General features: G+C 25.3%; 28 protein-coding genes and 1 other RNA gene. 22 read left to right on the top strand and 7 right to left on the bottom strand.

Translation table 11 applies throughout. From position 1 onward, the window contains the following. Window positions 1-217 precede the first annotated feature (217 nt). The 7 genes from BUCIPSTX3056_RS00245 (at window position 218) to BUCIPSTX3056_RS00275 (ending at window position 4,002) form a co-directional block, all read left to right on the top strand. The gene (locus BUCIPSTX3056_RS00245; protein WP_154021611.1) at window positions 218-442 is read left to right on the top strand and encodes a hypothetical protein; all 225 of its coding nucleotides are present in this window, start codon (window positions 218-220) and stop codon (window positions 440-442) included. Window positions 443-562: 120 nt separating this feature from the next. Beyond that, window positions 563-1,195 (top strand): hypothetical protein, encoded by a 633-nt coding sequence (locus tag BUCIPSTX3056_RS00250; RefSeq protein ID WP_075474486.1) that lies wholly within the window; start codon window positions 563-565, stop codon window positions 1,193-1,195. Window positions 1,196-1,328: 133 nt separating this feature from the next. Next, the gene (fliN, locus tag BUCIPSTX3056_RS00255; protein ID WP_082253717.1) at window positions 1,329-1,715 is read left to right on the top strand and encodes a flagellar motor switch protein FliN; all 387 of its coding nucleotides are present in this window, start codon (window positions 1,329-1,331) and stop codon (window positions 1,713-1,715) included. A gap of 41 nt (window positions 1,716-1,756) precedes the next feature. Beyond that, entirely contained in the window at window positions 1,757-2,158 is a 402-nt protein-coding gene (locus tag BUCIPSTX3056_RS00260; protein WP_075474487.1) for a hypothetical protein, read from the top strand. Between the two features lie 7 nt (window positions 2,159-2,165). After that, window positions 2,166-2,900: a flagellar type III secretion system pore protein FliP gene (fliP, locus tag BUCIPSTX3056_RS00265; RefSeq protein WP_075474488.1), complete on the top strand. Its 735-nt coding sequence runs from the start codon at window positions 2,166-2,168 to the stop codon at window positions 2,898-2,900. A gap of 38 nt (window positions 2,901-2,938) precedes the next feature. Next, on the top strand, window positions 2,939-3,205 hold the full coding sequence (fliQ, locus tag BUCIPSTX3056_RS00270) for a flagellar biosynthesis protein FliQ (protein ID WP_075474999.1): 267 nt from the start codon (window positions 2,939-2,941) through the stop codon (window positions 3,203-3,205). A gap of 5 nt (window positions 3,206-3,210) precedes the next feature. Further along, on the top strand, window positions 3,211-4,002 hold the full coding sequence (locus BUCIPSTX3056_RS00275; RefSeq protein WP_075474489.1) for a flagellar biosynthetic protein FliR: 792 nt from the start codon (window positions 3,211-3,213) through the stop codon (window positions 4,000-4,002). A gap of 180 nt (window positions 4,003-4,182) precedes the next feature. Here the strand turns inward: BUCIPSTX3056_RS00275 and rpmG are convergent, their stop codons facing one another. The 3 genes from rpmG to ppa form a co-directional block, all read right to left on the bottom strand. Next, window positions 4,183-4,350: a 50S ribosomal protein L33 gene (gene rpmG, locus BUCIPSTX3056_RS00280; RefSeq protein ID WP_075474490.1), complete on the bottom strand. Its 168-nt coding sequence runs from the start codon at window positions 4,348-4,350 to the stop codon at window positions 4,183-4,185. A 7-nt stretch (window positions 4,351-4,357) separates the two neighbouring features. Further along, a complete protein-coding gene (rpmB, locus tag BUCIPSTX3056_RS00285) occupies window positions 4,358-4,579 on the bottom strand; it encodes a 50S ribosomal protein L28 (RefSeq protein ID WP_075474491.1) in 222 nt (73 codons plus the stop codon). Window positions 4,580-4,674: 95 nt separating this feature from the next. After that, window positions 4,675-5,220, bottom strand: a complete 546-nt coding sequence (gene ppa / locus BUCIPSTX3056_RS00290; RefSeq protein ID WP_075474492.1) for an inorganic diphosphatase — start codon at window positions 5,218-5,220, stop codon at window positions 4,675-4,677. Window positions 5,221-5,505: 285 nt separating this feature from the next. On the opposite strand from ppa, the gene BUCIPSTX3056_RS00295 reads away from it, so the two are divergent. Further along, a complete protein-coding gene (locus BUCIPSTX3056_RS00295) occupies window positions 5,506-6,855 on the top strand; it encodes a metallopeptidase TldD-related protein (protein ID WP_075474493.1) in 1,350 nt (449 codons plus the stop codon). 17 nt (window positions 6,856-6,872) lie between these two features. Here BUCIPSTX3056_RS00295 and rnpB read toward each other — a convergent pair. Then, window positions 6,873-7,262, bottom strand: an RNA gene (gene rnpB / locus BUCIPSTX3056_RS00300) — RNase P RNA component class A. Beyond that, complete coding sequence (gene rsmI / locus BUCIPSTX3056_RS00305) at window positions 7,261-8,088, bottom strand: 16S rRNA (cytidine(1402)-2'-O)-methyltransferase (protein ID WP_231938278.1); 828 nt, start codon at window positions 8,086-8,088, stop codon at window positions 7,261-7,263. The genes rnpB and rsmI overlap by 2 nt, the downstream gene beginning before the upstream one ends. A gap of 326 nt (window positions 8,089-8,414) precedes the next feature. On the opposite strand from rsmI, the gene BUCIPSTX3056_RS00310 reads away from it, so the two are divergent. The 4 genes from BUCIPSTX3056_RS00310 to dapE all read left to right on the top strand — a co-directional run bounded on the left by BUCIPSTX3056_RS00310 (window position 8,415) and on the right by dapE (window position 14,131). Further along, the gene (locus BUCIPSTX3056_RS00310) at window positions 8,415-9,632 is read left to right on the top strand and encodes a beta-ketoacyl synthase N-terminal-like domain-containing protein (RefSeq protein ID WP_075474495.1); all 1,218 of its coding nucleotides are present in this window, start codon (window positions 8,415-8,417) and stop codon (window positions 9,630-9,632) included. A 225-nt stretch (window positions 9,633-9,857) separates the two neighbouring features. Further along, the gene (gene tal / locus BUCIPSTX3056_RS00315; RefSeq protein WP_075474496.1) at window positions 9,858-10,814 is read left to right on the top strand and encodes a transaldolase; all 957 of its coding nucleotides are present in this window, start codon (window positions 9,858-9,860) and stop codon (window positions 10,812-10,814) included. A 77-nt stretch (window positions 10,815-10,891) separates the two neighbouring features. Continuing rightward, window positions 10,892-12,889: a transketolase gene (gene tkt, locus BUCIPSTX3056_RS00320; RefSeq protein ID WP_075474497.1), complete on the top strand. Its 1,998-nt coding sequence runs from the start codon at window positions 10,892-10,894 to the stop codon at window positions 12,887-12,889. A 111-nt stretch (window positions 12,890-13,000) separates the two neighbouring features. After that, complete coding sequence (gene dapE, locus BUCIPSTX3056_RS00325) at window positions 13,001-14,131, top strand: succinyl-diaminopimelate desuccinylase (protein ID WP_075474498.1); 1,131 nt, start codon at window positions 13,001-13,003, stop codon at window positions 14,129-14,131. A gap of 269 nt (window positions 14,132-14,400) precedes the next feature. Here the strand turns inward: dapE and dapA are convergent, their stop codons facing one another. Both dapA and aroC read right to left on the bottom strand, forming a co-directional pair. Further along, window positions 14,401-15,273, bottom strand: a complete 873-nt coding sequence (dapA, locus tag BUCIPSTX3056_RS00330) for a 4-hydroxy-tetrahydrodipicolinate synthase (protein ID WP_075474499.1) — start codon at window positions 15,271-15,273, stop codon at window positions 14,401-14,403. 390 nt (window positions 15,274-15,663) lie between these two features. Continuing rightward, a complete protein-coding gene (gene aroC / locus BUCIPSTX3056_RS00335; RefSeq protein ID WP_075475001.1) occupies window positions 15,664-16,725 on the bottom strand; it encodes a chorismate synthase in 1,062 nt (353 codons plus the stop codon). A 289-nt stretch (window positions 16,726-17,014) separates the two neighbouring features. Here aroC and smrB point away from each other — a divergent pair, with 289 nt between their 5' ends. The 10 genes from smrB to gndA all read left to right on the top strand — a co-directional run bounded on the left by smrB (window position 17,015) and on the right by gndA (window position 26,642). After that, complete coding sequence (gene smrB / locus BUCIPSTX3056_RS00340) at window positions 17,015-17,557, top strand: endonuclease SmrB (protein ID WP_075474500.1); 543 nt, start codon at window positions 17,015-17,017, stop codon at window positions 17,555-17,557. Window positions 17,558-18,076: 519 nt separating this feature from the next. Next, window positions 18,077-18,982, top strand: coding sequence for an ATP phosphoribosyltransferase (gene hisG, locus BUCIPSTX3056_RS00345; RefSeq protein ID WP_075474501.1), 906 nt, complete (start codon window positions 18,077-18,079; stop codon window positions 18,980-18,982). A 7-nt stretch (window positions 18,983-18,989) separates the two neighbouring features. Next, window positions 18,990-20,321: a histidinol dehydrogenase gene (gene hisD, locus BUCIPSTX3056_RS00350; RefSeq protein ID WP_075474502.1), complete on the top strand. Its 1,332-nt coding sequence runs from the start codon at window positions 18,990-18,992 to the stop codon at window positions 20,319-20,321. 1 nt (window position 20,322) lies between these two features. Then, entirely contained in the window at window positions 20,323-21,393 is a 1,071-nt protein-coding gene (gene hisC, locus BUCIPSTX3056_RS00355) for a histidinol-phosphate transaminase (protein ID WP_082253718.1), read from the top strand. Further along, complete coding sequence (hisB, locus tag BUCIPSTX3056_RS00360; protein WP_075474504.1) at window positions 21,390-22,457, top strand: bifunctional histidinol-phosphatase/imidazoleglycerol-phosphate dehydratase HisB; 1,068 nt, start codon at window positions 21,390-21,392, stop codon at window positions 22,455-22,457. Before hisC ends, hisB begins: the two co-directional genes overlap by 4 nt. Next, window positions 22,457-23,047 (top strand): imidazole glycerol phosphate synthase subunit HisH, encoded by a 591-nt coding sequence (gene hisH, locus BUCIPSTX3056_RS00365; RefSeq protein WP_075474505.1) that lies wholly within the window; start codon window positions 22,457-22,459, stop codon window positions 23,045-23,047. Before hisB ends, hisH begins: the two co-directional genes overlap by 1 nt. Window positions 23,048-23,052: 5 nt before the next feature. Beyond that, window positions 23,053-23,793 (top strand): 1-(5-phosphoribosyl)-5-[(5-phosphoribosylamino)methylideneamino] imidazole-4-carboxamide isomerase, encoded by a 741-nt coding sequence (locus BUCIPSTX3056_RS00370; RefSeq protein WP_075474506.1) that lies wholly within the window; start codon window positions 23,053-23,055, stop codon window positions 23,791-23,793. After that, a complete protein-coding gene (gene hisF, locus BUCIPSTX3056_RS00375; protein WP_075474507.1) occupies window positions 23,775-24,551 on the top strand; it encodes an imidazole glycerol phosphate synthase subunit HisF in 777 nt (258 codons plus the stop codon). The genes BUCIPSTX3056_RS00370 and hisF overlap by 19 nt, the downstream gene beginning before the upstream one ends. Next, window positions 24,545-25,159, top strand: a complete 615-nt coding sequence (gene hisIE / locus BUCIPSTX3056_RS00380; RefSeq protein WP_075474508.1) for a bifunctional phosphoribosyl-AMP cyclohydrolase/phosphoribosyl-ATP diphosphatase HisIE — start codon at window positions 24,545-24,547, stop codon at window positions 25,157-25,159. Before hisF ends, hisIE begins: the two co-directional genes overlap by 7 nt. A 79-nt stretch (window positions 25,160-25,238) precedes the next feature. Then, complete coding sequence (gndA, locus tag BUCIPSTX3056_RS00385) at window positions 25,239-26,642, top strand: NADP-dependent phosphogluconate dehydrogenase (RefSeq protein WP_075474509.1); 1,404 nt, start codon at window positions 25,239-25,241, stop codon at window positions 26,640-26,642. Window positions 26,643-26,863 lie beyond the last annotated feature (221 nt).

Below are 26,863 nucleotides of genomic sequence, written 5' to 3' on the forward strand. Positions count from 1 at the left end.
ATAATATTTCTCATATATATACGTTTAAAAAAAAATAGAAATTGATATTAAAAAAAATATTTATTACATAAAATATTATGAAAACAAACAAGCACAAATACAAAAACATTTGTTACAATTACAAAAATATTATAATCAATATAATTTATTTTTATATAAAAAATTTTTTCTTGGGGGTTTACAATATATAATTCAGTTATACATACAATTTTTATTGATGTTACAGAAATTTATTTTACAGCAACATGTTTGTTTGAATTATTTTAAAAAAAAAGTTAAAAATAGATTATTAATACATCATAAATTATATTTAAAATTAGAAACTTGGAAAAAATTAGAATTACGTGTTAAAAATAGTATTTTACACAAAAAAAAATTAATAAATCAGCGTGAAGATAGTTTATTATGTTTAAATATTTATAATTTTTTACAACAAAAATGAATAAAATTGTTAATTTTTAGTTCTTTCAAATATGAATTATGATATTATATATCAAATAATTTTTACTAGAAATAATTAATATAGTTATGTTTTATATTATAAATAAATAAGTCATACATTATGTCTAAACAATCTGATTTCGTGTATAAAAAATCTGCAATAAAAATATTACATCATAAGAATTTCATTAATTTTGTTTTAGCAAAACAAAAATTATTTTTTAAAAAATTGTTTTGTGATTTTTGTTTTTTATTTCAAAAACAATTTAATAAAATTTTTTATTGTAATATAGATATAGATTTTTGCACTGGTAGTGTAGAATACAATTCTATATATTTAAATCAAAAGTATTTAAAATTTATTGGTAAAAGCTTTTTTTTAGATAATTATTCTAATGAATGTTTGGTATTAATTTCACGATTTTTTGCTTCTATGTTTATAGGAAACATGTTTGGAAATTGTAAAGTGCACGTAGATGTACAGAATAGGAATTTAAAATTAACTAAAAATGAAATGTATGTTTTAGATGGTTTACTGGAAAAAATTTTTTTTATTTTCAATGAAACCTTTTTAAAGAAAATTTCTTCTTCTGTGATTAATACGGGTCAATATATTCAATTAGATTCTTTATTGTCAAACAACTTTATATATACATCTTATGTATGTTTTACTTTTTTAATATATATTAATAATCATAAAAGTAGATTAAAAATATATTTTCCTAGATATATTGTAGGGGATTTACAAAAATAAATTCTTTTGAATTAATTTAACTTTATGAAGTGTATTTACTATACATAGAATTTATTTTAAATTTAGATTTTTTTAAATATCTATAAAAAATTATTTAATAAAAATTTATACAATTATTATTAAGGATATTGTAATGCAAGATGGTTTTGATAAGTTAAAAAATCATAATATAACACAAAAAATAAATCACTTTAATTCTAAAGATAAAATATCTACAATTGATAAAGTAGATATTAACTATAAGAACTTTGATTCCACAGATGATAAAAAAAAAATAAATGATAATTCTGCATCACATAATTTGTCATTTATGTCAATTCCTGTCTATATTACGATAGAGTTGAATAAAAAAAAAATTACCATTAAAGACTTATTGAGTTTATCTAATGGTTCTATATTAGAATTAGATGATAAAGTAGATGAACCGTTAAATATTTACGTTAATAAACGTCTAGTAGCTGTAGGAGAACTGGTAGTTCATAACGATAAATATGGTGTTCGTATAATAAAATTAGTATAAAATTAACTATAACATAACTTTTACAATTACATGGATAATTTATGAAATTATATAGTTATATTCAATCCAATTTAAACGACAACATACTTTATGGAACAATAAATTATTTTCATTACATAAACAAAGTTAGTAAATTATGTATGTTTTTGTTCCTGTTTTTTTTAGGTGTTTTTTTATTAAAAAAAATTAAATTATTTTATTTTACAAATACTTATAGTAATAATATGTATATAACTAATAGAATTTATTTAAGTCCTTCTCAGTATTTTTGTATATTACATGTTGAAAAAATTAGATTTTTATTAAGTATTACGGCTAATTCTATTCGTGTTATACAGACATTGCCGGTTAGTAAAGAAATTGCTGTAAAAAAAAATAAACCTTGTTCATGGTATACTATGTTGGTATATGTATTAAAATCAATATTTTTTTGGTTTAGATGAGGTAATTATGTTATATAAAAATATAGTTTCTTTTTTATCTATTGCCCCATTTTTTATGACTAAGGGTATTTTAAATAATACAACAAATAATATAATTAATTCTGGAGTTGATGTATTGAATTTATCTCTTCAGTCATCTATGATATTGACATTACTAAGTTTTATTCCAGCATGTTTGCTAATGATGACTTGTTTTACACGGATTATTCTTGTTTTTAGTTTCTTAAGAACTGCTTTAGGAACTCCGTATTCTCCTCCAAATCAAGTATTAATTGGACTATCTTTGTTTTTAACTTTTTTTATAATGTCTCCTGTGCTAGATAAAATATACAATAAAGCCATTATACCCTTTTATAAAAACGAGATTAATATCAGTATAGCACTAACTAATGCAATAAAACCTTTACGACATTTTATGACACAACAAACCAGAAAATCCGATATTTCTGCTTTTTTACGTTTAGCTAAAATCTCGCAGATAAAAAGTGTAGAAAATATTCCTATACAAGTTCTATTACCGGCTTTTGTTATTAGTGAGTTAAAAACTGCTTTTCTGATTGGTTTTACGATTTTTCTGCCTTTTGCAATTGTTGATCTAGTTGTTGCTAGTATTTTAATGTCTTTAGGTATGATGATGGTTCCGCCATCTACAATTTCCTTGCCATTGAAATTAATATTGTTTGTTTTATCAGATGGTTGGAAATTATTAATTATTTCACTTTCAAAAAGTTTTTTTATTTAAAAATTTTTTCTTTTTTTTTTATTTCTACGGATGTCATTATGGATCAAGAATTTTTAAGTACCTTGTTTCAAGATTCTATTAAATTTGCGATATTATTATCTGCTCCATGTTTATTATCTGCTTTATTTAGCGGTATATTAATTAATATTTTTCAAGCATCTGTACAAATAAATGAACAAACTTTATCATTTATACCTAAAATAATTTCAGTTTTTTTTTCTTGCATATTATTTGGTCCTTGGATGTTGCAACTCACCTTAACATATATAAAAAATATTTTTCACATAATATCAGTTATTAATTAATTATTATGATAAATTATTTATTTAATCAATATATTCCTTATACAAATAGTACAATTTTATTGATAATGATTCGTATTTTTTTTATACTTGCTTACTCTAAAATATTTCATTACACTAATATACGTTTATCTATAAAAATGTTATTGGTTTATTTAATAAGTTATCTATTAGAACCATTCGTTTCTAATAATAATATCAGTGACATATATCACATAGATTTTTTTATAATCATGTGTAATCAAATATTGATAGGAATGATAATGGGGTGGTTGTTTCAGTGTGTATTTTCTTGTATAATTTTTATAGGAGAGATTATTAGTGCTCAAATTGGTTTGTCATTTTCTGTTTTTTTTGATTTTGGGCACCATATTTATTCTTTAGTTATTTCGCAATTATTGAGTATTTTTTTTTTGTTGTTGTTTTTTGCACATAATGGACATTTAAAATTTATTATTTTTATAATTAATAGTTTTAACGTACTTCCATTAAATGATATTTTTATATATCGAAATATTTTTTTATCTATTATTAATTTTTCTAGTTTGATTTTTATAAATGGAGTATATTGTGTTTTACCAATTTTGTTTTTTTTTTTGATTTTATATATAGCGTGTATGCTATTAAATAGAATTTTACCTAATGTATCATTATTTTCTTCTTTTTCAGTTATTATTTTTGTTGTTGGTTTAATTTTATTTAAATATTTTATTTTTCGATTTTATTGGATTAGTACTATTTTAATAAAAAATTTTTTTCATTATTTAAAAATATATATTATAAAATTGTTATATCATTGATAGTTTGTATTACAAATATATATTTGTATTTTAAGTATCTTAATTATCATATATAAACTATTTTCATATACGTATATAAAGTAAATATGAAAATATTAATATAATATAATTTATTGGAGATCTGCAGTAGATCTCCGGTAAATATGTGAAATTGTATTTATATTGTAAATATTTTAAATATTAGTTTATTTTTTTTTCTTCATATAAAACATGTTTTCCATAAATTGGATCATATTTTTTTAATTTTAATTTGTTTACAGTATTTCTTTTGTTTTTAGTTGTCGTATAATAATGTTTGCTTTTACTAGATGATACTAGTTTTATCATAATTCTATTAGATTTAGCCATTTTTTACCTATGTAATATATTTTTTATATATTTCCTCAATTCCGAATTTATTTATCATTCTTAATCCTTTCGCAGATATTCGTATTTTTATCCTTTTTTTTTCTTCCGGTAACCAAAATTTATGGTATTGCATGTTAAGAGAAAACTTTCTTTTAGTTGCGTTCATTGCGTGAGAACGATTTTGTCCTAACATAGATTTTTTTTTGGTAACTTGACATATTTTTGACATAATGGTTATTCCAAACGGTAATAATAATTATTATTATATATTTCGGTTAATATATAATTTAAAAAATAAAAGTTTTAAAATTTTTATGTATTTATTTATTTTGATTTATTTTTTTTATGATATCTTGTAACTGAATTTTTGATTTCTTGATAAGCAGATTCAATATTTTTCCATCCTTGAATTTGTACAGGCTTATTTTTTTCTAGATTTTTGTAGTTATTGAAAAAATGAATGATTTGTTTTTTTAATAATTCTGATAATTGGCTAATATTATCAATTTTAATGTATTCTTGTGTGATTTTTTTATGTGGAACTGCTATGATTTTTGTATCAATTCCTTGTTCATCTTCCATGTTTAACAATCCAATCGGTCGACATCGGATGATAGATTTTGGTTGTAGAGGATATGGTGTAGGAATTAAAATATCTAGTGGATCACCATCTAATGATAAAGTTTGATTTATGAATCCATAATTACATGGATAAAACATAGCAGTAGATATAAATCTATCTACATACAATATATTAAAAGATTTATGTAACTCATATTTTACAGGATTAGAGTAAGCAGGAATTTCTATAATTCCGTATATATCATGAGGAATATTTTTTCCAGCTGGAATTTGAGAAAAATTTTTCATATTTTTACCATAACTATAAAGATAAATAATTATTTATATTAATAAAAAAAAAATTAACAGAGCAATACTGTTATATAGATTGATTTTTTTAAAGAAATATATTTAGAAATTTTTAATGTAATCAATTTTATCAAAAAATATGATAACATGTATTGAATATTGTTAAGATTTTTATTGTTAAATTATTTTTTAAAAAGTATAGAGTATATTTTAATATTATAAAAATAATTGTAGTTATTATATTTATCATGTAATAACATATAAATCTTTATTAAGGATATATTGATGTTATTTAGTTATAATTTACAAAAAGATTTAAAAGGCTTCACGCACAATATGCAGCGTGTTTTATCATATTTAAAAAAGAATTCTGTTTTCGGTATGGTTGAAATCAGAAAAATATATCGTATCTCTATGTCTAGTAGATATGGTATTATAGATGATATTGAATTATCTAGTTGTGTAAATCATATAGTTACTATATACAATAATTATCGTCGATCTTCTGTTTTTTCTAATAATGTATCTATTTCAGAAATCTGTAGATCTATTGATAAGTCAATTGTTATGTCGAAATATATAGATGTTGATAAATATCTTAAGCTTCCGGACATAAATTTATTATATAAGAACAATAAAACAATAAATATATTTTTTCCTAAATCATTTAGTTTAAAGGAAATTAAGAATTTAGTCAATATTGTCGATTTTTATACTTTAAATTTTGATTCTAAAGTTGTTAGTACTGAAGGATCTGTTTTTGAATGTTTTGTTGATTTAAAAATTTTAGGTAGTAGTTTTGATTGGATTGGAACACAAATGTCCACGTATTATTACCTATCTAGTTGTGCAGTCGCAAGTAATCAGGGTTATATGGAAAGAGATTATAGTTATACTGTTGCAAGAGATTTTAAAGATTTAGATGAACCAATGTTTGTTGGTAAAAGTAGTGCTCAAAAAAGTATTGCAAAATTAAATTCAAAAAAAATAGTAACACAAATTTCTCCTGTTATTATTAAATCAGATATTTCATATGAACTATTTATTGATTTGAAGCGTGCTATTAATGGATATGCAGTATTTAAAAAATCAACATTTTTATTAAATTGTATAGATAAACAGATTTTTCCTGATTGGTTAAATATTTTTGAAAATCCCTTTTTAGATAAAGGTTTATCATCTAATTTATTTGATAATGAAGGTATAGCTACTAAGTCTAGAAAAATTATTGATAATGGAGTTTTAAAAACATGGTTGTTAGATACTTATTCAGCTAGTCGATTGAATATATCTAGTACTGGACATGCTGGAGGGATATATAATTGGTTAATATCAACTAATAAAAAAGTTATTCAATCTTTTGATCAAATTCTAGATCTCATGTATACAGGATTTTTAGTAACAGAGTTATTCGGGGATGGTGTAAATATAGTAACTGGAGATTACTCTAGAGGTGCTTGTGGTTTTTGGATAGATCATGGAAAAATAAAATATCCAGTACACGGTGTAACCGTTTCTGGTAATTTATTAGACATGTGGAATAATATTATTTCATTGTCTAATGATATAAATGTAAATAACTCTATTCAGTGTGCATCAATATTAATTGATAAAGTGCAAATTTCAGGTTATTAAAAATAAATTTGTATATTTCATGAAGTTGATTTATAAGCCGGGTTCTGTTGAAAACAGTCATTTATCTAGATTAATAATTTCTTATTAATTCAAAGCAGTCTACCCGAAGTTACGTGTGGGTCACACTCTTCTACTTGACCTTGCTCCTGGTGGAAGTTTGCCGAGCCAAAATTGTTACCAATTTTGCGGTGCGCTTTTACCGCACCATTTCACCTGTACCTGTTTTAAATATTTTTGAATATTATAAAAATAAATATATATATTTTTATATTTGGTAGTTTTTTTTCTGTTGCACTAGTCGTAAGATCACTCTTCCCAGGTATTATCTGGCACCATACCCTTAGGAGCCCGGACTTTCCTCTATTTTAATTATGTAACTATAAAATAGCGACTGTTCAATCAACTTCATGTAATATTTTTTTTAATAATAGTATTATATAAAATATTTTTATTAAATCCACATATTTTTGCAGTAATTTTTATCGCTGTACTTTTTTGCATGATTTTTTCTAGAATATGAAATATTTTAAATGCTTTTTTAGATATTATATTAGGTTTTATAGGATTTGATCCATTAATAACAAGAGTGATTTCTCCTTTTTTCCATGCTACTTCATTTTTGATGGTAGATAATACTTTTTTCACGGTACCGTGTTGAATATTCTCCCATTTTTTGGTTATTTCTTTAAAAATTGTAACCTTTCTATTTTCACCCATGATTTTTTTTATTAATTTCATGGTTTTTATTAATCTTTTAGGAGATTCATATAAAATAATTGTTCTTGTTTCATTATATAAAGAAAATAGTTTTTTTTCACATGCAGTGTGTTTATTAGGTAAAAATCCTTCATAACAAAATTGATGAGTTTTAAATCCAGATGCACTTAGAGCTGTAATAGCTGCGCAGGCTCCTGGTAATGGTACTATACGAATTTTTTGATAATAAGATTCTTTTATTAACAAATATCCTGGGTCATTAACAACAGGTGTCCCTGCCTTGGATACTAGTGCGATATTACTACCGGATTGTAACATATTTACATATTTTTTAGTTTTTTTGTGTTCGTTACATATATTTAAAGATAATAAAACATTTACGATTGAAAATTTTTTTAATAATATTGATGTGTGTTTTATATTTTCAGTAATGATATAATCTACTTTTTTTAATATATTTATAGCACGATACGTAATATCTAATAAATTTCCAATAGGTGTTGGTACAATGTACAACAAACCTATGTTGTTTTTTTTTTATACATATTAACGTTCTTCTCTCTTTTAGATTTTTTTATTTTAAATATCACTTTTATTGATTTTTTTTTGGAAAAATAAATAGTATTTTAAGGCTATGATTATATATATAATTATTGTAATTTATTAAAAATATTATTATTATAATAAATATTTTAATTTATTACAAATAAAAATATTTAATAATTAAAATATGTATATTTTTAATATTTTAATAATTTTAATTAAATAGTTTATTCTATGTACATAAAAAATGTAGATGAATATTTTAATTTTAATTAAGTGTATTTTTAAGGGTTTAACTATTGAAAAGAACAGTTATTACAGGTTTTGGAATTATTTCAAGTATTGGTACTACGGAACAAGATATTGTAAGATCATTAAAGAATGGTATTTCTGGTATAGTTTTTTCTCAAAAAATGAAAAAATATGGTTTACGTAGTACTGTTTGGGGTGATGTTTCTTTAGAAAGAATGAAAGAAATACCGTCTAGATGGTTGCGATTTATGAATCTTGCAACTATATATTCTTATCTATCTTTTAAAGATGCTATTCAAGACAGTAATTTGTATCCTGAAATATATATGAAAAATCCGAGGGTAGGTATTATTATAGGATCTGGAAGTGGACCAGCTCAATGTTATAAGTCTATGTTTAATAAACAAAAAACTAAATTTAGTACAATCAGTCCATACTTTGCCATTAAAAACATGTCATCCTCTATTTCTGCCTGTTTAGGAACTCTATTTAAAATTCATGGTGTTAGTTATTCTATTAATGCAGCATGTTCTACTTCTTCTCATTGTATTGGTCATGCATATGAACTTATTTCTTCGGGTAAACAAGATATAATTTTTGCAGGTGGAGGAGAAGAATTAAGTGTTGAATTAGCATTTCAATTTGATTCTATGAGAACTTTGTCTACACATTTTAATCATACTCCTGAGTGTTCGTCTAGAGCATTTGATAAAAATCGTGATGGATTTGTTATTTCAGGAGGTAGTGGTGTTGTTGTTTTAGAGGAACTAAGTACTGCTTTATCAAGAAACGCTAATATATATGCCGAAGTAATCGGATACGGAGCTACTAGCGACGGCTACAACATCGTGTTACCTTCCGGAGAAGGTTTTGTTCGTTGTATGCAATATGCTGCGCGAGACAGTATCGATTCTATTGATTATATTAATGCTCATAGTACTTCTACTAGAATCGGTGATAGTACAGAGTTATATGCTATAAAAAAAGTTTTTGAGATGTTAGGGGTAAATCCGTATATATCATCGACCAAATCCATTACAGGCCATTCTTTGGGTGCTTCGGGAGTTCAAGAAATTATTTATACTATGTTAATGTTAAAATATAATTTTATTGCTCCTAGCATTAATATAGATAATTTAGATCCATCTGCTTATAATATGAATGTAGTAAAGAATGTTCTTAATACTGTTATCAATGTCGCTATGTCTAATAGTTTTGGTTTTGGAGGTACTAACTCTAGCTTAGTAATAAAAAAATATTGTTAAAAATTTTTTTATTTTATTTAGAAGTTTATTTTAACATTTCTATATTTTATAATACTATTTTATAGTTTTAGTACATTAAGACATTAGTATGATATTATATAATTAATATATTCACGTTATTTTAAGTATGATATGTTTTTTTAAACTTTTATAATAATTATATTTTATTTTTAATTTATATTACATTGAAATATTTTTACATGCTTATATTATGAGATTTTACATATGAATCAATTAGAACGTTTAAAGAAATACACTACTGTTGTTGTGGATAGTGGAGATATTGAGTGTATTGCACGATATAGGCCTCAAGATGCAACTACTAATCCCACATTAATTTTAAAAAGTGTTTTATCAAAAAAATATGATTTTATTATTAATGAAGCGATTCAATATGCTAAAAAAATGGGAGGATCGCAATCAAATCAATTACAGAATGCTAGTGATATGGTCTCTGTGAGATTTGGTAAAGAAATTTTAAAATATATTCCAGGATATATATCTACGGAAATTGATGCAAGATTATCATTTAATACTGATCAATGTGTACAAAAAGCAATTAAATTAATTAATTTATATAAAGAACAGGACATTGATACTTCACGGGTTCTAATTAAACTAGCAGCTACCTGGGAATGTATTCAGGCAGCTTATAAATTAAAAAAATTAGGAATTTTATGTAATTTGACTCTTTTGTTTTCTTTTGCGCAAGCTCGTGCATGTGCTGATTTTGATGTATTTTTAATTTCTCCTTTTGTCGGTAGAATTTACGATTGGTATCAAAAAAATAATACAGATCATTCATATTGTTCTGCTTCTGATCCAGGTGTTTTGGCTGTAAAAAAAATTTTTTTTTATTACAAAAAATATATGTATAAAACTATTATTATGGGTGCTAGTTTTAGAAATGTAGAACAAATTTTGGAATTATCAGGATGTGATCGTATTACTATATCTCCTGATTTACTGAACTTATTAGAAAATAAGACATGTGATTTCAATAAAAAGCTAGATATTAAAAAAATTTCTACTGTTTCATTTAAGCCCACACCTATATCAGAGTCTGAATTTAGATTTTTACATAATCAAGATGCGATGGCCGTAGAAAAATTATCTGAGGGTATTCGACAATTTAGCCATGATCAAATAGAATTAGAGAATTTTTTGTTAAGTGTATTTTAATTTTCTTGATTTTTGTTTAAAAAATAACTTTTTAATGTTTTTATATTTTAAAAAATTATCTCATCAAAGGAATTTACATGTTATCAAGAAAAGAATTATCGAATGCAATACGTATGTTAAGTATTGATGCTATTCAAAAAGCACAATCAGGTCATCCAGGTGCCCCTATGGGAATGGCGGATATTGCTGAAGTATTATGGCGTGATTTTTTAAAACATAGTCCTAATAACCCTTTATGGGCTAATAGGGATCGATTTGTTTTGTCAAATGGTCATGCTTCTATGTTGTTATATAGTTTATTACATCTATCAGGATATAATATTTCTATAGATGATCTGAAAAATTTTAGACAATGTTTTTCTAAAACACCTGGTCATCCAGAAATATATTGTACTCCCGGAGTAGAAGTTACTACCGGACCTTTAGGACAAGGACTAGCTATGGGTATTGGTATGGCTATTGCCGAAAGATTACTTTCACAATATTTTAATAGAGAAAAATTTAATATTGTGGATCACTATACCTGGATTTTTGTTGGAGACGGTTGTCTCATGGAAGGTATTTCTCATGAGGTATGCTCATTAGCAGGTACTTTAAAGTTAGGTAAATTAATTGTATTTTACGATAAAAACGGAATTTCTATTGATGGTGAAACATCTGAATGGTTTACGGATAATACAAAAAAACGTTTTTTATCGTACAATTGGCATGTTATAGAAATAAATGGTCACGATTCAGAAGAAATTATTTATGCTATAAAAATTGCAAAAAAAAATATTATTAAACCATCGTTAATTATCTGTAATACAATTATTGGATTTGGTTCTCCTAATAAATCCGGTAGTTCCAGTGTTCACGGAGCCCCTTTAGGAGATACGGAAGCTTCTTTAACCCGAAAACAGTTAAATTGGTCTTACGATCCTTTTTATATTCCTAAGAACATATATTCTGCCTGGAATGCTGTTAAATCAGGTGATTTAGTTGAATCATTATGGAAAAATATGCTGAAAAAATATTCCATAGAATATCCAACATTATATATAGAATATAAACGTCGTTTAAAAAATCAATTACCGTATGAATTAAATGATTTTTTACAAAAATTTTTACTTAAAATGAATAGTTCACCGAAAGATATATCTACTCGTGAAGCTTCGCAAAAAACATTAGAAAATTTTGGACCTTTTTTACCGGAATTAATAGGTGGATCGGCTGATCTCGCTCCTAGTAATTTAACTCTTTGGTCGGGTTCTAAATCTATAAACAAAAATGATATCGGTAATTATATTCATTATGGTGTAAGAGAATTCGGTATGACGGCTATAGCTAACGGAATTTATCATCATGGTGGCTTTATTCCATATACAGGTACTTTTTTAGTTTTTGTAGATTATGCACGCAGTGCGGTTCGTATGGCAGCTTTAATGAAAACACGACAAATTTTTGTCTATACCCACGACTCTATTGGACTAGGAGAAGACGGGCCAACTCATCAACCTATTGAACATATTGCTATGTTAAGAGGAATACCTAACCTAAGTGTGTGGAGACCGTGTGATTCTCTTGAAACAGCAACCGCTTGGTTTTATGGTTTAAATAGAAAAGAAGGTCCGACTGCTTTAGTATTATCACGTCAGAATATAAAACAATTTACAAGAACGAAGAGTCAAATAAAAAATATATTTAAAGGTGGATATGTTTTAAAGGAATTTGGTAATAAAATTAGTATTATTATTATTTCTACTGGATCGGAAATACCTTTATCTATTGATGTTGCTGAAAAAATGTATACTTTGGGTTATCATGTTCGGATAGTATCTATGGTTTCTGCCGATTGCTTTGATAATCAAGATGAAATGTATCGTGAATCAGTATTACCAAGAAAGATTGTAAATAGAGTGTCTATTGAGGCTGGAGTCAGTGCTTATTGGTATAAATATATAGGAATAAAGGGTTTAAAAATAGGTATTGATACGTTTGGAGAATCAGGACCAGGTACTCATGTATTTGATATATTTGGTTTTACAGTAAATAAAATAGTAGATAGAATTAAAAAAAATTTTTTTATTTCATAAGATTAATTGTTTTTATTTGTTTTTGGTACTATTATATATATTGTATTAATAATAATTTTTTTTTGAGAATTTAAAATATTTTAATCATATAAAATCACATTAAGGTATGGTATGTATACCAAAGTACTTAATCTTGCTCAACAATTAATAAATATACCTTCAATTAGTCCAATGGACTGTGGTTGTCAAGAAATACTAATACAAAGATTACAATCGTGTGGTTTTTTTATTGAAAAAATGAATTTTAATGATACAAATAATTTTTGGGCATGGAGAGGTTTTGGGAAATCTATTACTTTTTTAGGACATACAGATGTAGTACCTGCTGGCAACTTATTAAATTGGAAAACTCCTCCTTTTGTATCTACTGTAAAAAATGGTATATTATTTGGCAGAGGCGCGGTAGATATGAAAGGTTCAATTGCTGCTATGTTAATAGCAGTAGAAAATTTCTTAAAAAAGAATCCTAATTATAATGGTCGTATATCTTTTTTAGTTACTTCTGACGAAGAATCAACAGGTAAAAACGGAATTAAACGAGTTGCTTCAATATTAAAAAAAAGAAATGAAAGAATTAATTATTGTTTAGTTGGAGAACCTACAAGTGAAAAAGTTTTAGGTGATTGTATAAAAAATGGTCGTCGAGGTTCTTTGTCAGCTGAATTGAAAATATATGGTAAGCAAGGTCATGTCGCTTATCCTGAATTAGCCCATAACCCTATTCATTTGTCTGCTCTTTTTTTGCTAGAACTATCTACTTTATCTTTTGATAAAGGTAATGATTTTTTTGAACCTACTAAACTTCAGATTTCAAAAATATTTTCAGGAAAAAATTATACTACTAATATGATACCTGGAGAATTAAACGTATTTTTTAACATACGATTTAGTCCTTTAATAACTGAGCAAGTAATCATAAATACAATTAATGAATTACTTGTTAAACATTCATTACAACATTCTATTTCTTGGAAATTCTATGCTAGACCTTTTCTTTCTATACCCAATCATTTGTGCCATATTTTAACAACTAGTATTTATAATACTACTAATATTACTCCTGTTATTAAAACAAATGGGGGTACTTCGGATGGTAGATTTCTTTTTGATTTATCTGATGAAATAGTAGAATTTGGTTTATTAGGTTCAACTATTCATCAAGTTAATGAATGCGTAAATATTTTGGATTTGTTTAAATTACAAAATATTTATTATAATGTTTTAAATACATTATTTTTATGATTTTTTCATCACAATAATATATATTGTATATATTATTGTGATTAATGATTTTTTTTTCATAAAATAATTTAATATTTACTTTATGTAATGATAAGTATGAATTTTATTATTGTATACAATGTATATCAATACATATGCAAATACGTTGATATATTATAGTCTATGTATTTATTAATATTTTGATATCATGCAATATTTAAAATAAATTAGATTTACTGTAGTAATAGTGATAAAAATATTTTATTTTTTAATATACTTGATTGTATTTATTATAATATTGATTTAATAGCTTTTTTTAAAACATGTTTATGTTTCTTTAATAAGGTTGTCATTGGTAATCTTAAGCTATTATGTCTTATTAAACCAATATATTTAGCAGCCCATTTAATAGGTATAGGGTTTGTTTCTTGAAATAATAGATGGTGTAAAGTATTTAATTTAGAATTTATTTTTCTAGCGTGTATAAAATCTCCCCTTAAGGCTAGCTTACACATTTTAGACATATATTTTGCTGCAATATTAGCGGTTACAGAAATTACTCCTATTCCTCCTAATTGAATAAAATCTAATGCAGTTGCATCATCTCCACTAATCAAAAGAAAATCATTTTTTACTAGTTTTTTAATTTTATTGACTCGGGATAAATCTCCTGAAGCATCTTTCAATCCAATTATATTTTTTAATTTTGATAACTGAGCAATTGTTTGAGGTAATAAATCACATCCTGTACGATTTGGTACATTATATAATATTTGAGGTAAATGGGTACTTTCTGAAATAGCTTTAAAGTGAAGGTATAATCCTTGTTGTGTAGGTCGATTGTAATATGGTGTAACATTTAAACATCCGGAAATACCTGATTTTTCAAGTTTTTTAGTTAATAAAATACTTTCTGCGGTAGCATTTGATCCTGTTCCGGCTATTATAGGTATTTTTTCATCTGCATATTCTAAAGTATTCATAATAACATTCGTATGCTCATTTTTATTTAACGTGGCTGATTCTCCTGTTGTTCCTACTGAAACTATTGCATTAGTTTTATTTTTGATATGATAATGAATTAATTTTTTTAAACTTTTTTTACAGATATTTCCTTTATCATTCATAGGTGTAATAAGAGCAACAATACTTCCTTTAAACATGTTATGATTCCTTGTTAAAACAAGAATATGTATATTTTAATACGGTTATGATGATTAATTAAAGTGAATAATATTTTTATATTATAATTTTTTAAAGAAAATGGTGTTTTAAATAGCATATAGTATAAAAATATCAGTATTTTTAAAAATAAGAATATTAAATATTTTTATGATTTTTTTTGAGTTACTAGTTAAAATATATATTTTTTATAAAAATTAGTAACAAAAATTTTTAATATCTTAGTACATACTGAATAATATATCATTTGGTTATAATATATATATTTTTTATCTATGTTGAATATTATATAATTATATAATTTTAATATTTAAAAGTATAATTTAATTATATATAATTAATTATTTATTATTTTTTTATATAAATAAATTCTATTTTCCGCACTGAGCTCTAAAACGTAAAACATGATCCATTAATGTGATTGCAAGCATAGCTTCAGCAATAGGAACAGCTCGTATACCTACGCAAGGATCATGTCTTCCTTTTGTTATGATAGAAGTTTTTTTTCCTAATATATTGATAGTTTTTCCAGGTATTTTAATGCTCGATGTTGGTTTGAACGCTGTTTGTACTATGATTTTATCTCCATTGCTAATACCTCCTAAAATTCCTCCTGAATGATTACTGGTAAATCCATTTGGTAAAATTTCGTCTCGGTGCATATCTCCCGTTTGTTCAATTACCTTAATTCCGTCTCCAATTTCGACTGATTTAGCAGCATTTATACTCATAATAGCATGCGCAATATCTGCATCTAATCGATCAAATACAGGTTCTCCTAAACCAATAGGAACATTTTCAGCAATAATTATGATTTTAGCTCCAATAGAATTTCCAGATTTTTTTAGTTTTTTCATATACTCAGTTAATTCATGAATTTTTTGTGAGTTACTACAAAAAAAAGAATTGTTTTCTACTTCTTTCCATGAATTAAACGGACAATGAATAGGTCCTAATTGAGATAAATATCCTCGAATGATTATATTATATTTTAATTTTAAATATTTTTTTGCAATTGCCCCCGCTGCTACACGAATGACTGTTTCTCGTGCAGATGATCGACCTCCTCCTCTATAATCTCTGATTCCGTATTTTTTATCATATGTAAAATCGGCATGATTAGGACGATATATATTTTTAATATTAGAATAATCTTGTGATCGGATATCTGTATTTTTTATTTTTACTCCAATACTGGTTCCAGTAGTCTTACCTTGAAAAATACCTGAAAAAATTTCAATTTTATCATTTTCTCGACGTTGTGTAGTAAAAGGAGAAAAACCAGGTCTTCTTCTATCTAGTTCATGCTGTATATCGCTATTTTTTAAAGAGAATCCTGGAGGAACGCCATCAATGATACCAGCTAACATAGGTCCGTGTGATTCGCCACAAGTTGTAACTTTAAATAATTTTCCAATTGTATTTCCGGCCATATAAACCTCATATTTTATAAAAGAAAACGGATATTTTTTGATATATAACATAATCTTATTATAATATTTTCTTTATTTAAAAGAAATATATAACTAGTAACATTATTTATTTTGTGAGATAGTTAGATTATTTTATCAGGATTAATGATTATTAATAGGAACGAAGATATAAATTTTTTTAGAAAACTATATATTTTATTTAATTTTTATTAAATGATATCATTATTTTATATAATTTTATATGTATCAATTTCTATTAGTATAATTAAATATTATAGAAGGTATAGCTATGAAAAAAAATAATATAACTGATGTGAATGAAAAAGAAACTTTTTTGTATTACATGAAAGGTGTAAAAAAAATTGTACAAGATAAAATTTGTCATATAAATGTACAAAATAATAGTAAATATAATTTGTATGTTAAAGATTTTGTTATACAGGATGCACATAGTTATTATTTTAGACACGTAGTAGATGAAAACTCACATTGTTTTTTAGCTGATGATCCTATTTGTTTTGTTCGGAATGTTCGTTATAATTTAGATCTTAAAAAATTAAAAAGGGGAGAATATAGACCTGAAATTATTTTAGATTTACATGGTATGAATTTATATCAAGCGAAAAAAGAGTTGGGAGTATTAATTGCAATTTGTCATCGAAAAAAAATTTTTTGTGCTAGCATACTTCACGGATATGGTAAAAAAATATTAAAAAAGAATATACCTTTCTGGTTATCAAAACATCCTGACATACTTGCTTTTCATCAAGCTCCTAGGTTTTTTGGACATGATGCAGCTATTTTAATTTTTATTAAACATGATTATGAGTAGTAAATATGGAATTGATATAATGATCGTTATATAATTATAATTATTACATAATTATAATTATATAAATAATTAAGTTTTATTAAAATTAATATTAATTTTAATAAATAATTGATATATATCATAATACATTTTATATTTTTTTTGAAAATATGATTCAGTTAAAAGAATAATATTTTTTATTATTATGTAATCGTAATGTAATTTAAAATTTATAAAAATTTTATTTTATATGAGTTTTATGTATACATTTGTTTTAAAAATATAATAATATATTATTATATTTAATAAATATATTTTATATAGACATTAAAACAATTATTTTTATATAATAATATACTGTTATACTATAAATATAGTAAATTTTTGAAAGTTATTAAAATTTAATATTTCATAGAATGAATTAATATATGAATCAAAATAAATATTTTTAGTTTTAATTATGTTATATAAAAATTAATAACTATCTTTTTATATAAATAAATTTTCTTTTTATTATATATAATAATAATGAATAAGGTAATGAAATTGAATAAACATCGTGTACGTTTAGCTATACAAAAATCTGGCAGATTAAGTTATGATTCACATAAGTTACTAAAAAGTTGTGGTATAAAAATCAATTTACAAAAATCTAGTTTACTTGCTTTTGCTGAAAATATGCCAATTGATATTCTTTTAGTCCGAGATGATGATATTCCGGGTTTAATTATGGATGGAGTAGTAGAATTAGGTATTATTGGTTCTAATGTTTTAAAAGAAAAATGTTTAACTAGATTGCTAGTCAAAGAACCTGTTTCATATACTGTATTGCAAAAATTAGATTTTGGTACTTGTCGTTTGTCTGTTTCAGTACCCCTGGACATGAAATACTCAGGAATATCGTGTTTACAGAATTTTCGTATTGCTACTTCATATCCGAATTTATTGAAAAGATATTTTGATAAAAAAAAAGTTTCTTTTAAGCCATTTGTTTTAAATGGTTCGGTAGAAGTAGCGTATAATTCTGGATTGGCAGATGTAATATGTGATCTGGTATCCACAGGAGCTACTTTAGATGCAAATGGTTTAAGAGAAGTAGATACTATTTATCATTCTTGTGCTTGTTTGATTTCTCAAAAAATAGAATCTTTAGTTCCAGAAAAAAAATTATTTATTAAAAAGTTATTAAATCGTATTAAAGGAGTAATTAAAGCGAGAGAATCTAAATATATTATGTTACATATTGAAAAAAATAAATTAAAAGCAGTTACAAATTTATTACAAGGAGTAGAACGCCCTACTATTTTAGAGTTATTTGGAAATAGAAATAAAGTAGCTTTACATATGGTTAGCAGTGAAAATATTTTTTGGGAAACTATGGAACAATTAAAATTATTAGGAGCAAGCTCTATTCTAGTGCTGCCCATAGAAAAAATGATGGAATAAAATAATTATGTTAAATATGAGTAATAATATTTTTTATTGGGATAGTTTGTCTAATCAAGAACAAAATTCTATATTATTAAGACCTAAATCAAAAATTAATAATAGTTTGAGATCTTCTGTTTCAAGAATTCTTAAAAAAGTAAAAAAAAATGGGGATTCTGCTTTACATGCCTACAATTTACAGTTTGATAAAGTTAAATTAGATGCTTTTTATATTGAACAAAAAAAAATAAATCTTTCTTCTTCTTTGGTTTCTCAATCTTTTAAAAATGCTATATTAATTGCAAAAAAAAATATTAGAACATTTCATTCTAAACAAATTTCTACTGATTTAGATGTGTGTACATATCCTGGAGTTCGGTGTCAACATATAAGCAGACCAATAAATTCAGTAGGTTTATATGTTCCGAAGGGTTTTTATCCATTAGTTTCTACTGCTTTAATGTTATCCATACCTGCTCAATTAGCTGGATGTCCGAATATTGTCCTATGTTCTCCTCCTCCTGTTAGTAATGAATTACTGTATATTGCAAAGATATGTGGTATTGAACGAGTAATTCAATTAGGCGGAGCACATGCTATCGCAGCTCTTGCTTTTGGAACCAACAGTATACAAAAAGTTGATAAAATTTTTGGACCAGGTAATGTTTTTGTAACAGAAGCTAAGTTACAAATTAGTCAACTAATGAATCCTTGTGTTTCAATTGATATGCTTGCCGGTCCTTCCGAAATGTTGATTATTTCTGATAAGTATTCTAACCCTAAATTTATTGCTTCTGACTTATTAGCTCAATTGGAACATGATAATAATTCTCAAGTAATATTAGTCAGCACTAGCAAGGGCTTAGTTAATAACGTGGTTTTAGAAATTGAAAAACAAATGCTTTGTTTAACAAAAAAAAATATTATTTTATGTTCTTTAAAAAATAGTAAAATTATCGTAACTAAATCTGTATTAAAATGTTTTGAAATATCGAATTTGTATTCTCCTGAACATTTGATGTTACATATTAAAAATTCTAGAAGTTTTTTATCGCATGTGAAAAATGCTGGATCAGTATTTTTAGGTTCATGGACACCGGGTGCGGCAGGTGATTATATTACAGGATCTAATCATGTTTTACCTACATACGGATTTTCTAATACGTATTCTTCTTTGTGTGTTTCTGATTTTAAAAAAACAATTACAATTCAATCTATGACAAAGAAATCTCTACAACAATTATCTAAAAATATCATGGTTTTGTCTGAAACAGAAGGTATGGATGCTCATAGTAAATCGGTAAGTACTAGAATTAATCATTTAGATGTAATTATTAAAAATAATGAGTCGACATAATATGAAACGTTTGACACCACATCATATATATACTTTACAACCATATCAATCTGCACGTCGAATTGGTTTAACTGGTCGTATTTATTTAAATGCTAATGAATCTCCTTGGAGTAGTACTATTAAATATCAGCATACTAATTTAAATCGATATCCAGAATTTCAATCATCTGTTTTGTTAAATAAATATGCTCAATACTCTAATACTTCTATTAATAATCTCTTAATCACTAGAGGAGCAGATGAGGGAATAGAATTATTAATTCGTGCTTTTTGTGTACCAAAAAATGATAAAATTATGTTTTTTCCTCCAACATACGATATGTATGCAGTGATAGCTAATATATATAATATTAAAAAAAAAATAATTCCAATATTATCAAATTTTCAATTGGATTTAATAAATATAAAAAAATATATTAATAATGTTAAATTAATATATATTTGTAATCCTAATAATCCTACTGGAAATTTTTTTTTGAAAAAAGATATAATTAGTATTCTTGATATGATTCCACAAACAACTTTATTAATAATTGATGAGGCGTATGTTGATTTTTCGATTAAAAATAGTTTTGTTCCACAATTAAATAAGTATTCTAATTTAGTTGTTTTAAGGACTTTATCTAAAGCTTTTGGTTTATCAGCATTAAGATGTGGTTTTGTATTGTCTAATTCTAATATTATTAATGTTCTTAAAAAGGTATCAGCTCCTTATCCTATTGCTACTCCTGTATCAGATCTTGCTATAAAATCGTTACAATTGGAGAATATTAAATGCGTTCAAAAGAATATTTTACAGATTACATCTAATAAAGATCTTTTAGTTAAAGAACTTCAGTCTTTTTCGTGTGTAGATCACGTATTTCCTAGTAAAACTAATTTTATTCTTGTTAAGTTTTTTAGGTCTGATGTTATTTTTCAACATTTTTTGTTGCATGGAATTATAGTTCGTGATCAATCATGTAAAATAGGTTTAAGTAATTGTGTAAGAATATCTATTGGAACTATAAACGAATGCCAAGATCTAATTAAAGTTTTACGTATGTTTAAAGGAAAAAAAGATATAAGATGAAAAAAAAATTTTTATTTATTGATCGTGATGGTACATTGATTCGTGAACCAAAAAAAACATTACAAATTGATAGTTTTGATAAATTTTTTTTAGAAAAAGATGTAATTGTTTCTTTATTACAACTAATAAAATTTGGTTATAAATTAGTTTTGATAACTAATCAAGATGGCTTAGGTAGTGTATCTTTTTCTATAAACAAATTCAGTAAAATACATAATTTAATGTTAAGTATTTTTTCTTCACAAAATATTTTTTTTGATAGTATTTTAATTTGCCCGCATTTTGCTCACGATAACTGTAATTGTCGTAAACCAAAGATTACTTTAGTAAAACATTGGATTAATGATGATAAATTTGATAAAAAAAATAGTTATGTTATTGGAGATAGGAATACAGATGTTCAATTAGCTAATAATATGGGTATAAAGAGTTTTTTATATGATGCTAAGTTTTTTTCATGGAAGAATATAGTTTCTTGTTTGAAACGTCCTAATCGTTTATCAGAGATATCGAGAAACACCCTTGAAACAAAAATATTCATAAAAGTTAGTCTTGATATTCCTATTGATAACTATATAAATACCGGCATTCACTTTTTAGATCATATGTTAGATCAATTTAGAATTCATAGTGGTATTTGTATGTATGTTGAGGTTATTGGAGATTTGTGGATTGATGATCATCATACCATTGAAGATGTTGGAATTGCACTAGGATCTGCTTTAAGAAATGCTTTAGGAAATAAATTTGGAATATCTAGATATGGATTTACATTACCTATGGATGAAAGTATTTGCTCATGTTTTATCGATATATCTGGTCGTTCTTTTTTGTCATTTTGTGCCGTTTTTAAACATAAATATATTGGTGATTTAAGCGCTTGTATGATAGAACATTTTTTTTATTCAATTAGTCAATCTATGAAAATTACTATTCATTTACATGCTTGTGGTAAAAATGATCATCATTGTGCTGAAAGTTTATTTAAAGCATTCGGTAGAACTATAAAACAAGCCATTTGTTTGGATGGAGATAGTTTACCTACTTCAAAAGGTGTCTTATAATGTCAATTGTAATTATTAATACCGGTTTTTCTAATTTATATTCTATTAAAAGTGCTATCCGTAGAATAGGATATACATCAAGCGTTACTGATTCAATTCATGACATCAAAGTAGCTGATAAAATATTTTTGCCAGGTATAGGTACTGCTGCATCTTTAATAAAAACGTTGACACAAAACCATTTATTATCATTTATAAAAAAGACAAATCAACCTATTCTAGGTATTTGTTTGGGTATGCAGTTGTTAGGAAAGTACAGTTATGAAGGAAAAAAATGTGTTTTATTAAATAAAATATCTAATTCAATAAAGAAATTACCTCATAAAAACTGTTCTGTTCCACATATTGGTTGGAATACTGTACATTATAAACATTCTCATTTTTTGTTTAAAAATATTGATAATAATACTCGATTTTATTTTTTGCATAGTTATTATATGGATGTTAATCCATATACTATTTCTATATCAACACATGGTCTTCAGTTTTGTTCTTCAGTTGCAATACAAAATTTTTTTGGAGTACAATTTCATCCAGAAAAATCAGGAAATGTTGGGGAACAGTTAATTAAAAATTTTTTAGAGATATAAGATATATGATTATTCCATCTTTAGATTTTATTAATGGTAAAATTGTAAGGTTATATCAAGGTAATTATAGTAATAAAATGTTATATAATATTGACATTTTTAAACAGATTGATCAGTATATTTCTGAGGGGTCTAAACACATACATTTAGTAGACTTAGACGGATGTAATAACCCTAAAGATCGTCAAAAAAATATTCTAAAAATTATTTCTTACTATCATGGTAAAGTTACTTTTCAAGTAGGAGGAGGAATTCGCTCTATAAATGATATTGAAGATTTATTAAGTATAGGTGTATTAAAAATTGTAATAGGCACTATTGCTATTGATCAACCTAATATGTTTAAAAAATGGTTATGTAAATATGGCGGTGATAGATTTATATTGGCCGCAGATACTTATGTAACTGATAATAATGAAAATAAACTTGCTATTCATGGTTGGAAAACTATTACTGATATTAATTTAGAAAGTATAATTCATAAGTTTATTCCTTATGGTTTAAAGAACGTTTTGTGTACAGATATATCCAGAGATGGAACGTTTTTAGGTCCTAATATAGTTTTATATAAAGATTTAAAAAAAATTTTTCCGAAGATAATATTACAATCTTCAGGAGGAATAAATTCTCTTTCAGATTTATATCTTTTAAAAAAACATAACGTAGAGCATGTGATTATTGGGCGAGCTTTATTAGAAAAAAAATTTACTTTTTCGGAGGCTCAGCAATGTTGGCAAAAAGAATAATAGCATGTTTAGATGTTAATAAAGGGGTGGTAGTAAAAGGTGTTAAATTTAACAATCATGTGATTGTAGGTGATATACTTGAACTAGCAAAATATTATTCACAAGAAGGAATTGATGAATTAGTTTTTTATGATATATCAGCTTCTCCTGAAAAAAAATTGTTGGATATTAAGTGGATTGCTCGTATTGCAGAAATAATTAACATCCCCTTTTCCGTAGCAGGCGGAATTTCGTCTGTAGAGGATGCAGAGCTGATTTTGTCTTTAGGAGCAGACAAAATATCTATTAATTCTCCGGCTTTACTTAATCCTGCATTAATCAGTCAGTTAGCAGATCGTTTTGGAGTACAGTGTATTGTAGTTGGAATTGATTCATGGTACGATAAAAATAGTAAAACATATCATGTTTTTCAATATACCGGTCAGAAAAGTAAATCTCGTGCCACACTATGGAAGACTGTAGATTGGGTAAAGAAAGTACAAAAATTAGGTGCAGGTGAAATTGTTTTAAACACTATGAATACAGATGGAATGAAAAATGGGTATGATATTGTACAATTACAAAGAATTCGAGATATCTGTTCAATACCTTTAGTGGCCTCGGGTGGAGCTGGAGATATGTATGATTTTTTAAATGTATTTAAATATGCGAATGTTGAAGGGGCTTTAGCTGCTTCTATATTTCATAATAAAAAAGTTTCTATTATAGATTTAAAAAATTTTTTATCTGAAAAAAGGGTACTAATTAGAAGATGTTAACCTATAATGATATAAAAAACTTAAATTGGAAGAAATTTAAAAACATGATACCTGCAATTGCTCAACATTATATTTCGGGAGAAATTTTGATGTTTGGATATATGAATCAATCTGCGTGTATACATACTTTAGAAAATAAGTTGTTTACTTTGTATTCTCGAAAAAAAAAACGTTTGTGGGTTAAGGGAGAAACTTCTAAAAATTTTTTGCATGTAAAAAAATTAACCACGGATTGTGATCGTGATGTTATTTTAGTACATGTAAAACCTGTAGGCAATACTTGTCATTTAAATAGATTTAGTTGTTTTGAATCTTCGAAACCAGTATATTCATTTCTTCTGCAATTAGAAAATATTATTAAATTAAGAAAAAAAAATACTACTGACAAATCATACGTAAGTAATTTACTGTCTTTAGGAAGACATAGAATTGCTCAAAAAATTGGTGAAGAATCAGTTGAAGTGATTATAGCTTTTTTAGAGAAAAATTCTATTAATGTTATTAATGAATCATCTGATTTATTATTTCATTTATTGGTTTTGTTACAGTCTATAGATATAGATTTTAAATTAATTATAAAAAATTTAAAATGTAGAACTAACAAATAACGTTAATACTTTTAATGAGTATTAATTATTTATAAAAAATTATATATAAAAATTTTGAAAATTTATTTTGAGGATGTGTATGTCTAATCATGATATTGGTGTTATTGGAATGGGAGTTATGGGAAAAAATTTAGCATATAATATTGCTAATACTGGATATACAGTGTCAGTTTTTAATCGGTCTAAAAATATGATTATGCAATCTTTATTAGAAAAACCTATTAAACGAGTATTCCCATATTTATCTATACAAGAATTTGTGAATTCTATTCGTAAACCTCGATGTATTTTATTAATGATTCAAGCGGGATCCCCAGTAGACGAAATAATACAAACTTTACTATCTTATATACAGTCCGATGATATAATTATTGACGGTGGCAATTCATTTTATATTGATACTATTAAAAGATTTAATTTTTTAAAAGAAAAATCTATTCAATTCCTAGGAGTAGGTATATCTGGTGGTGAAGAAGGAGCTTTAAATGGTCCTTCAATTATGCCTGGAGGAAATAGAGAAGCATATACGTTGGTAGCTCCAATTTTTGAAAGTATTTCTGCCAAATATAATAAAGAAGCATGTGTACAATATATTGGTTCGGATGGATCTGGACATTATGTAAAAATGGTGCACAATGGCATTGAGTATAGTGACATGCAGTTAATTGCGGAAACATACTCTTTATTAAAAAATTTAATTGGTATGAATAATATTGATATATCTAATTTATTTAAAGAATGGAATCAGGGAGAGTTGTGTAGTTATTTAATAGAAATTACAGAAAAAATTGTACGCAAAAAAGATGTAGATGGAAATTTTGTTTTAGATTCTATTTTAGATTCTGCTTCCAGTAAGGGTACAGGAACATGGACCGTTAAAAGTGCTTTAGAACTATGTTCTCCTTGTTCTGTAATTGCAGAATCTGTTTTTTCTCGATATTTATCTTCTATGAAAGTAAATAGAATGATTGCATCGACAATTTTATTTGGACCTAAAATATTTTTAGATAAATCTTTTGATACGGAAGTTTTTATTAATGATCTTAGAAAATCTCTATATTTAGGAAAAATTATTTCATATGCACAAGGTTTTTTTCTGATGAAAAGAGCTTCTCAGAATTATAATTGGAATCTACAATTTTGTAATATTGCTAAAATTTTTCGTGCCGGATGTATTATTAGAGCCGATCTATTGAATGATATTGTAAAATCATATAATGAAAATAATGATTTAATTGATTTATTATTTTCTCCAATATTTCAAGATATTAGTAATACTTATAATGCATCTTTGCGTAACATTATTACTATAGCCGTACAAAACGGAATATCTGTTCCTGTTTTTTCTAGTGCATTATCATATTACGATGCATATCGTACTGTTAATTCTTCTGCTAATTTAATACAAGCACAGAGGGATTATTTTGGTTCTCATACATATCAGAGAATTGATCAATCAGGTACATTTCATACTAATTGGTAATGGAATATTTCAGTAGAACGACTACATTATTTATCATGTACTAAGTTAATAATATCGGTATTAATTTATACATTTATTACTGTGTATGAATACATAATTAAACTAGTATATGGGGTTTCTTATAAAGAAATTTTGTAGTGGTTTATTTTTAGGATATATAGAATGTCATTTTATGTACATAGATACGAATTATATGAATATTTATAGACATAAATTTTTTG

The sequence above is a fragment of the Buchnera aphidicola (Cinara pseudotaxifoliae) genome (assembly GCF_900128595.1).
Lineage (GTDB): Bacteria > Pseudomonadota > Gammaproteobacteria > Enterobacterales > Enterobacteriaceae > Buchnera_F > Buchnera_F aphidicola_J.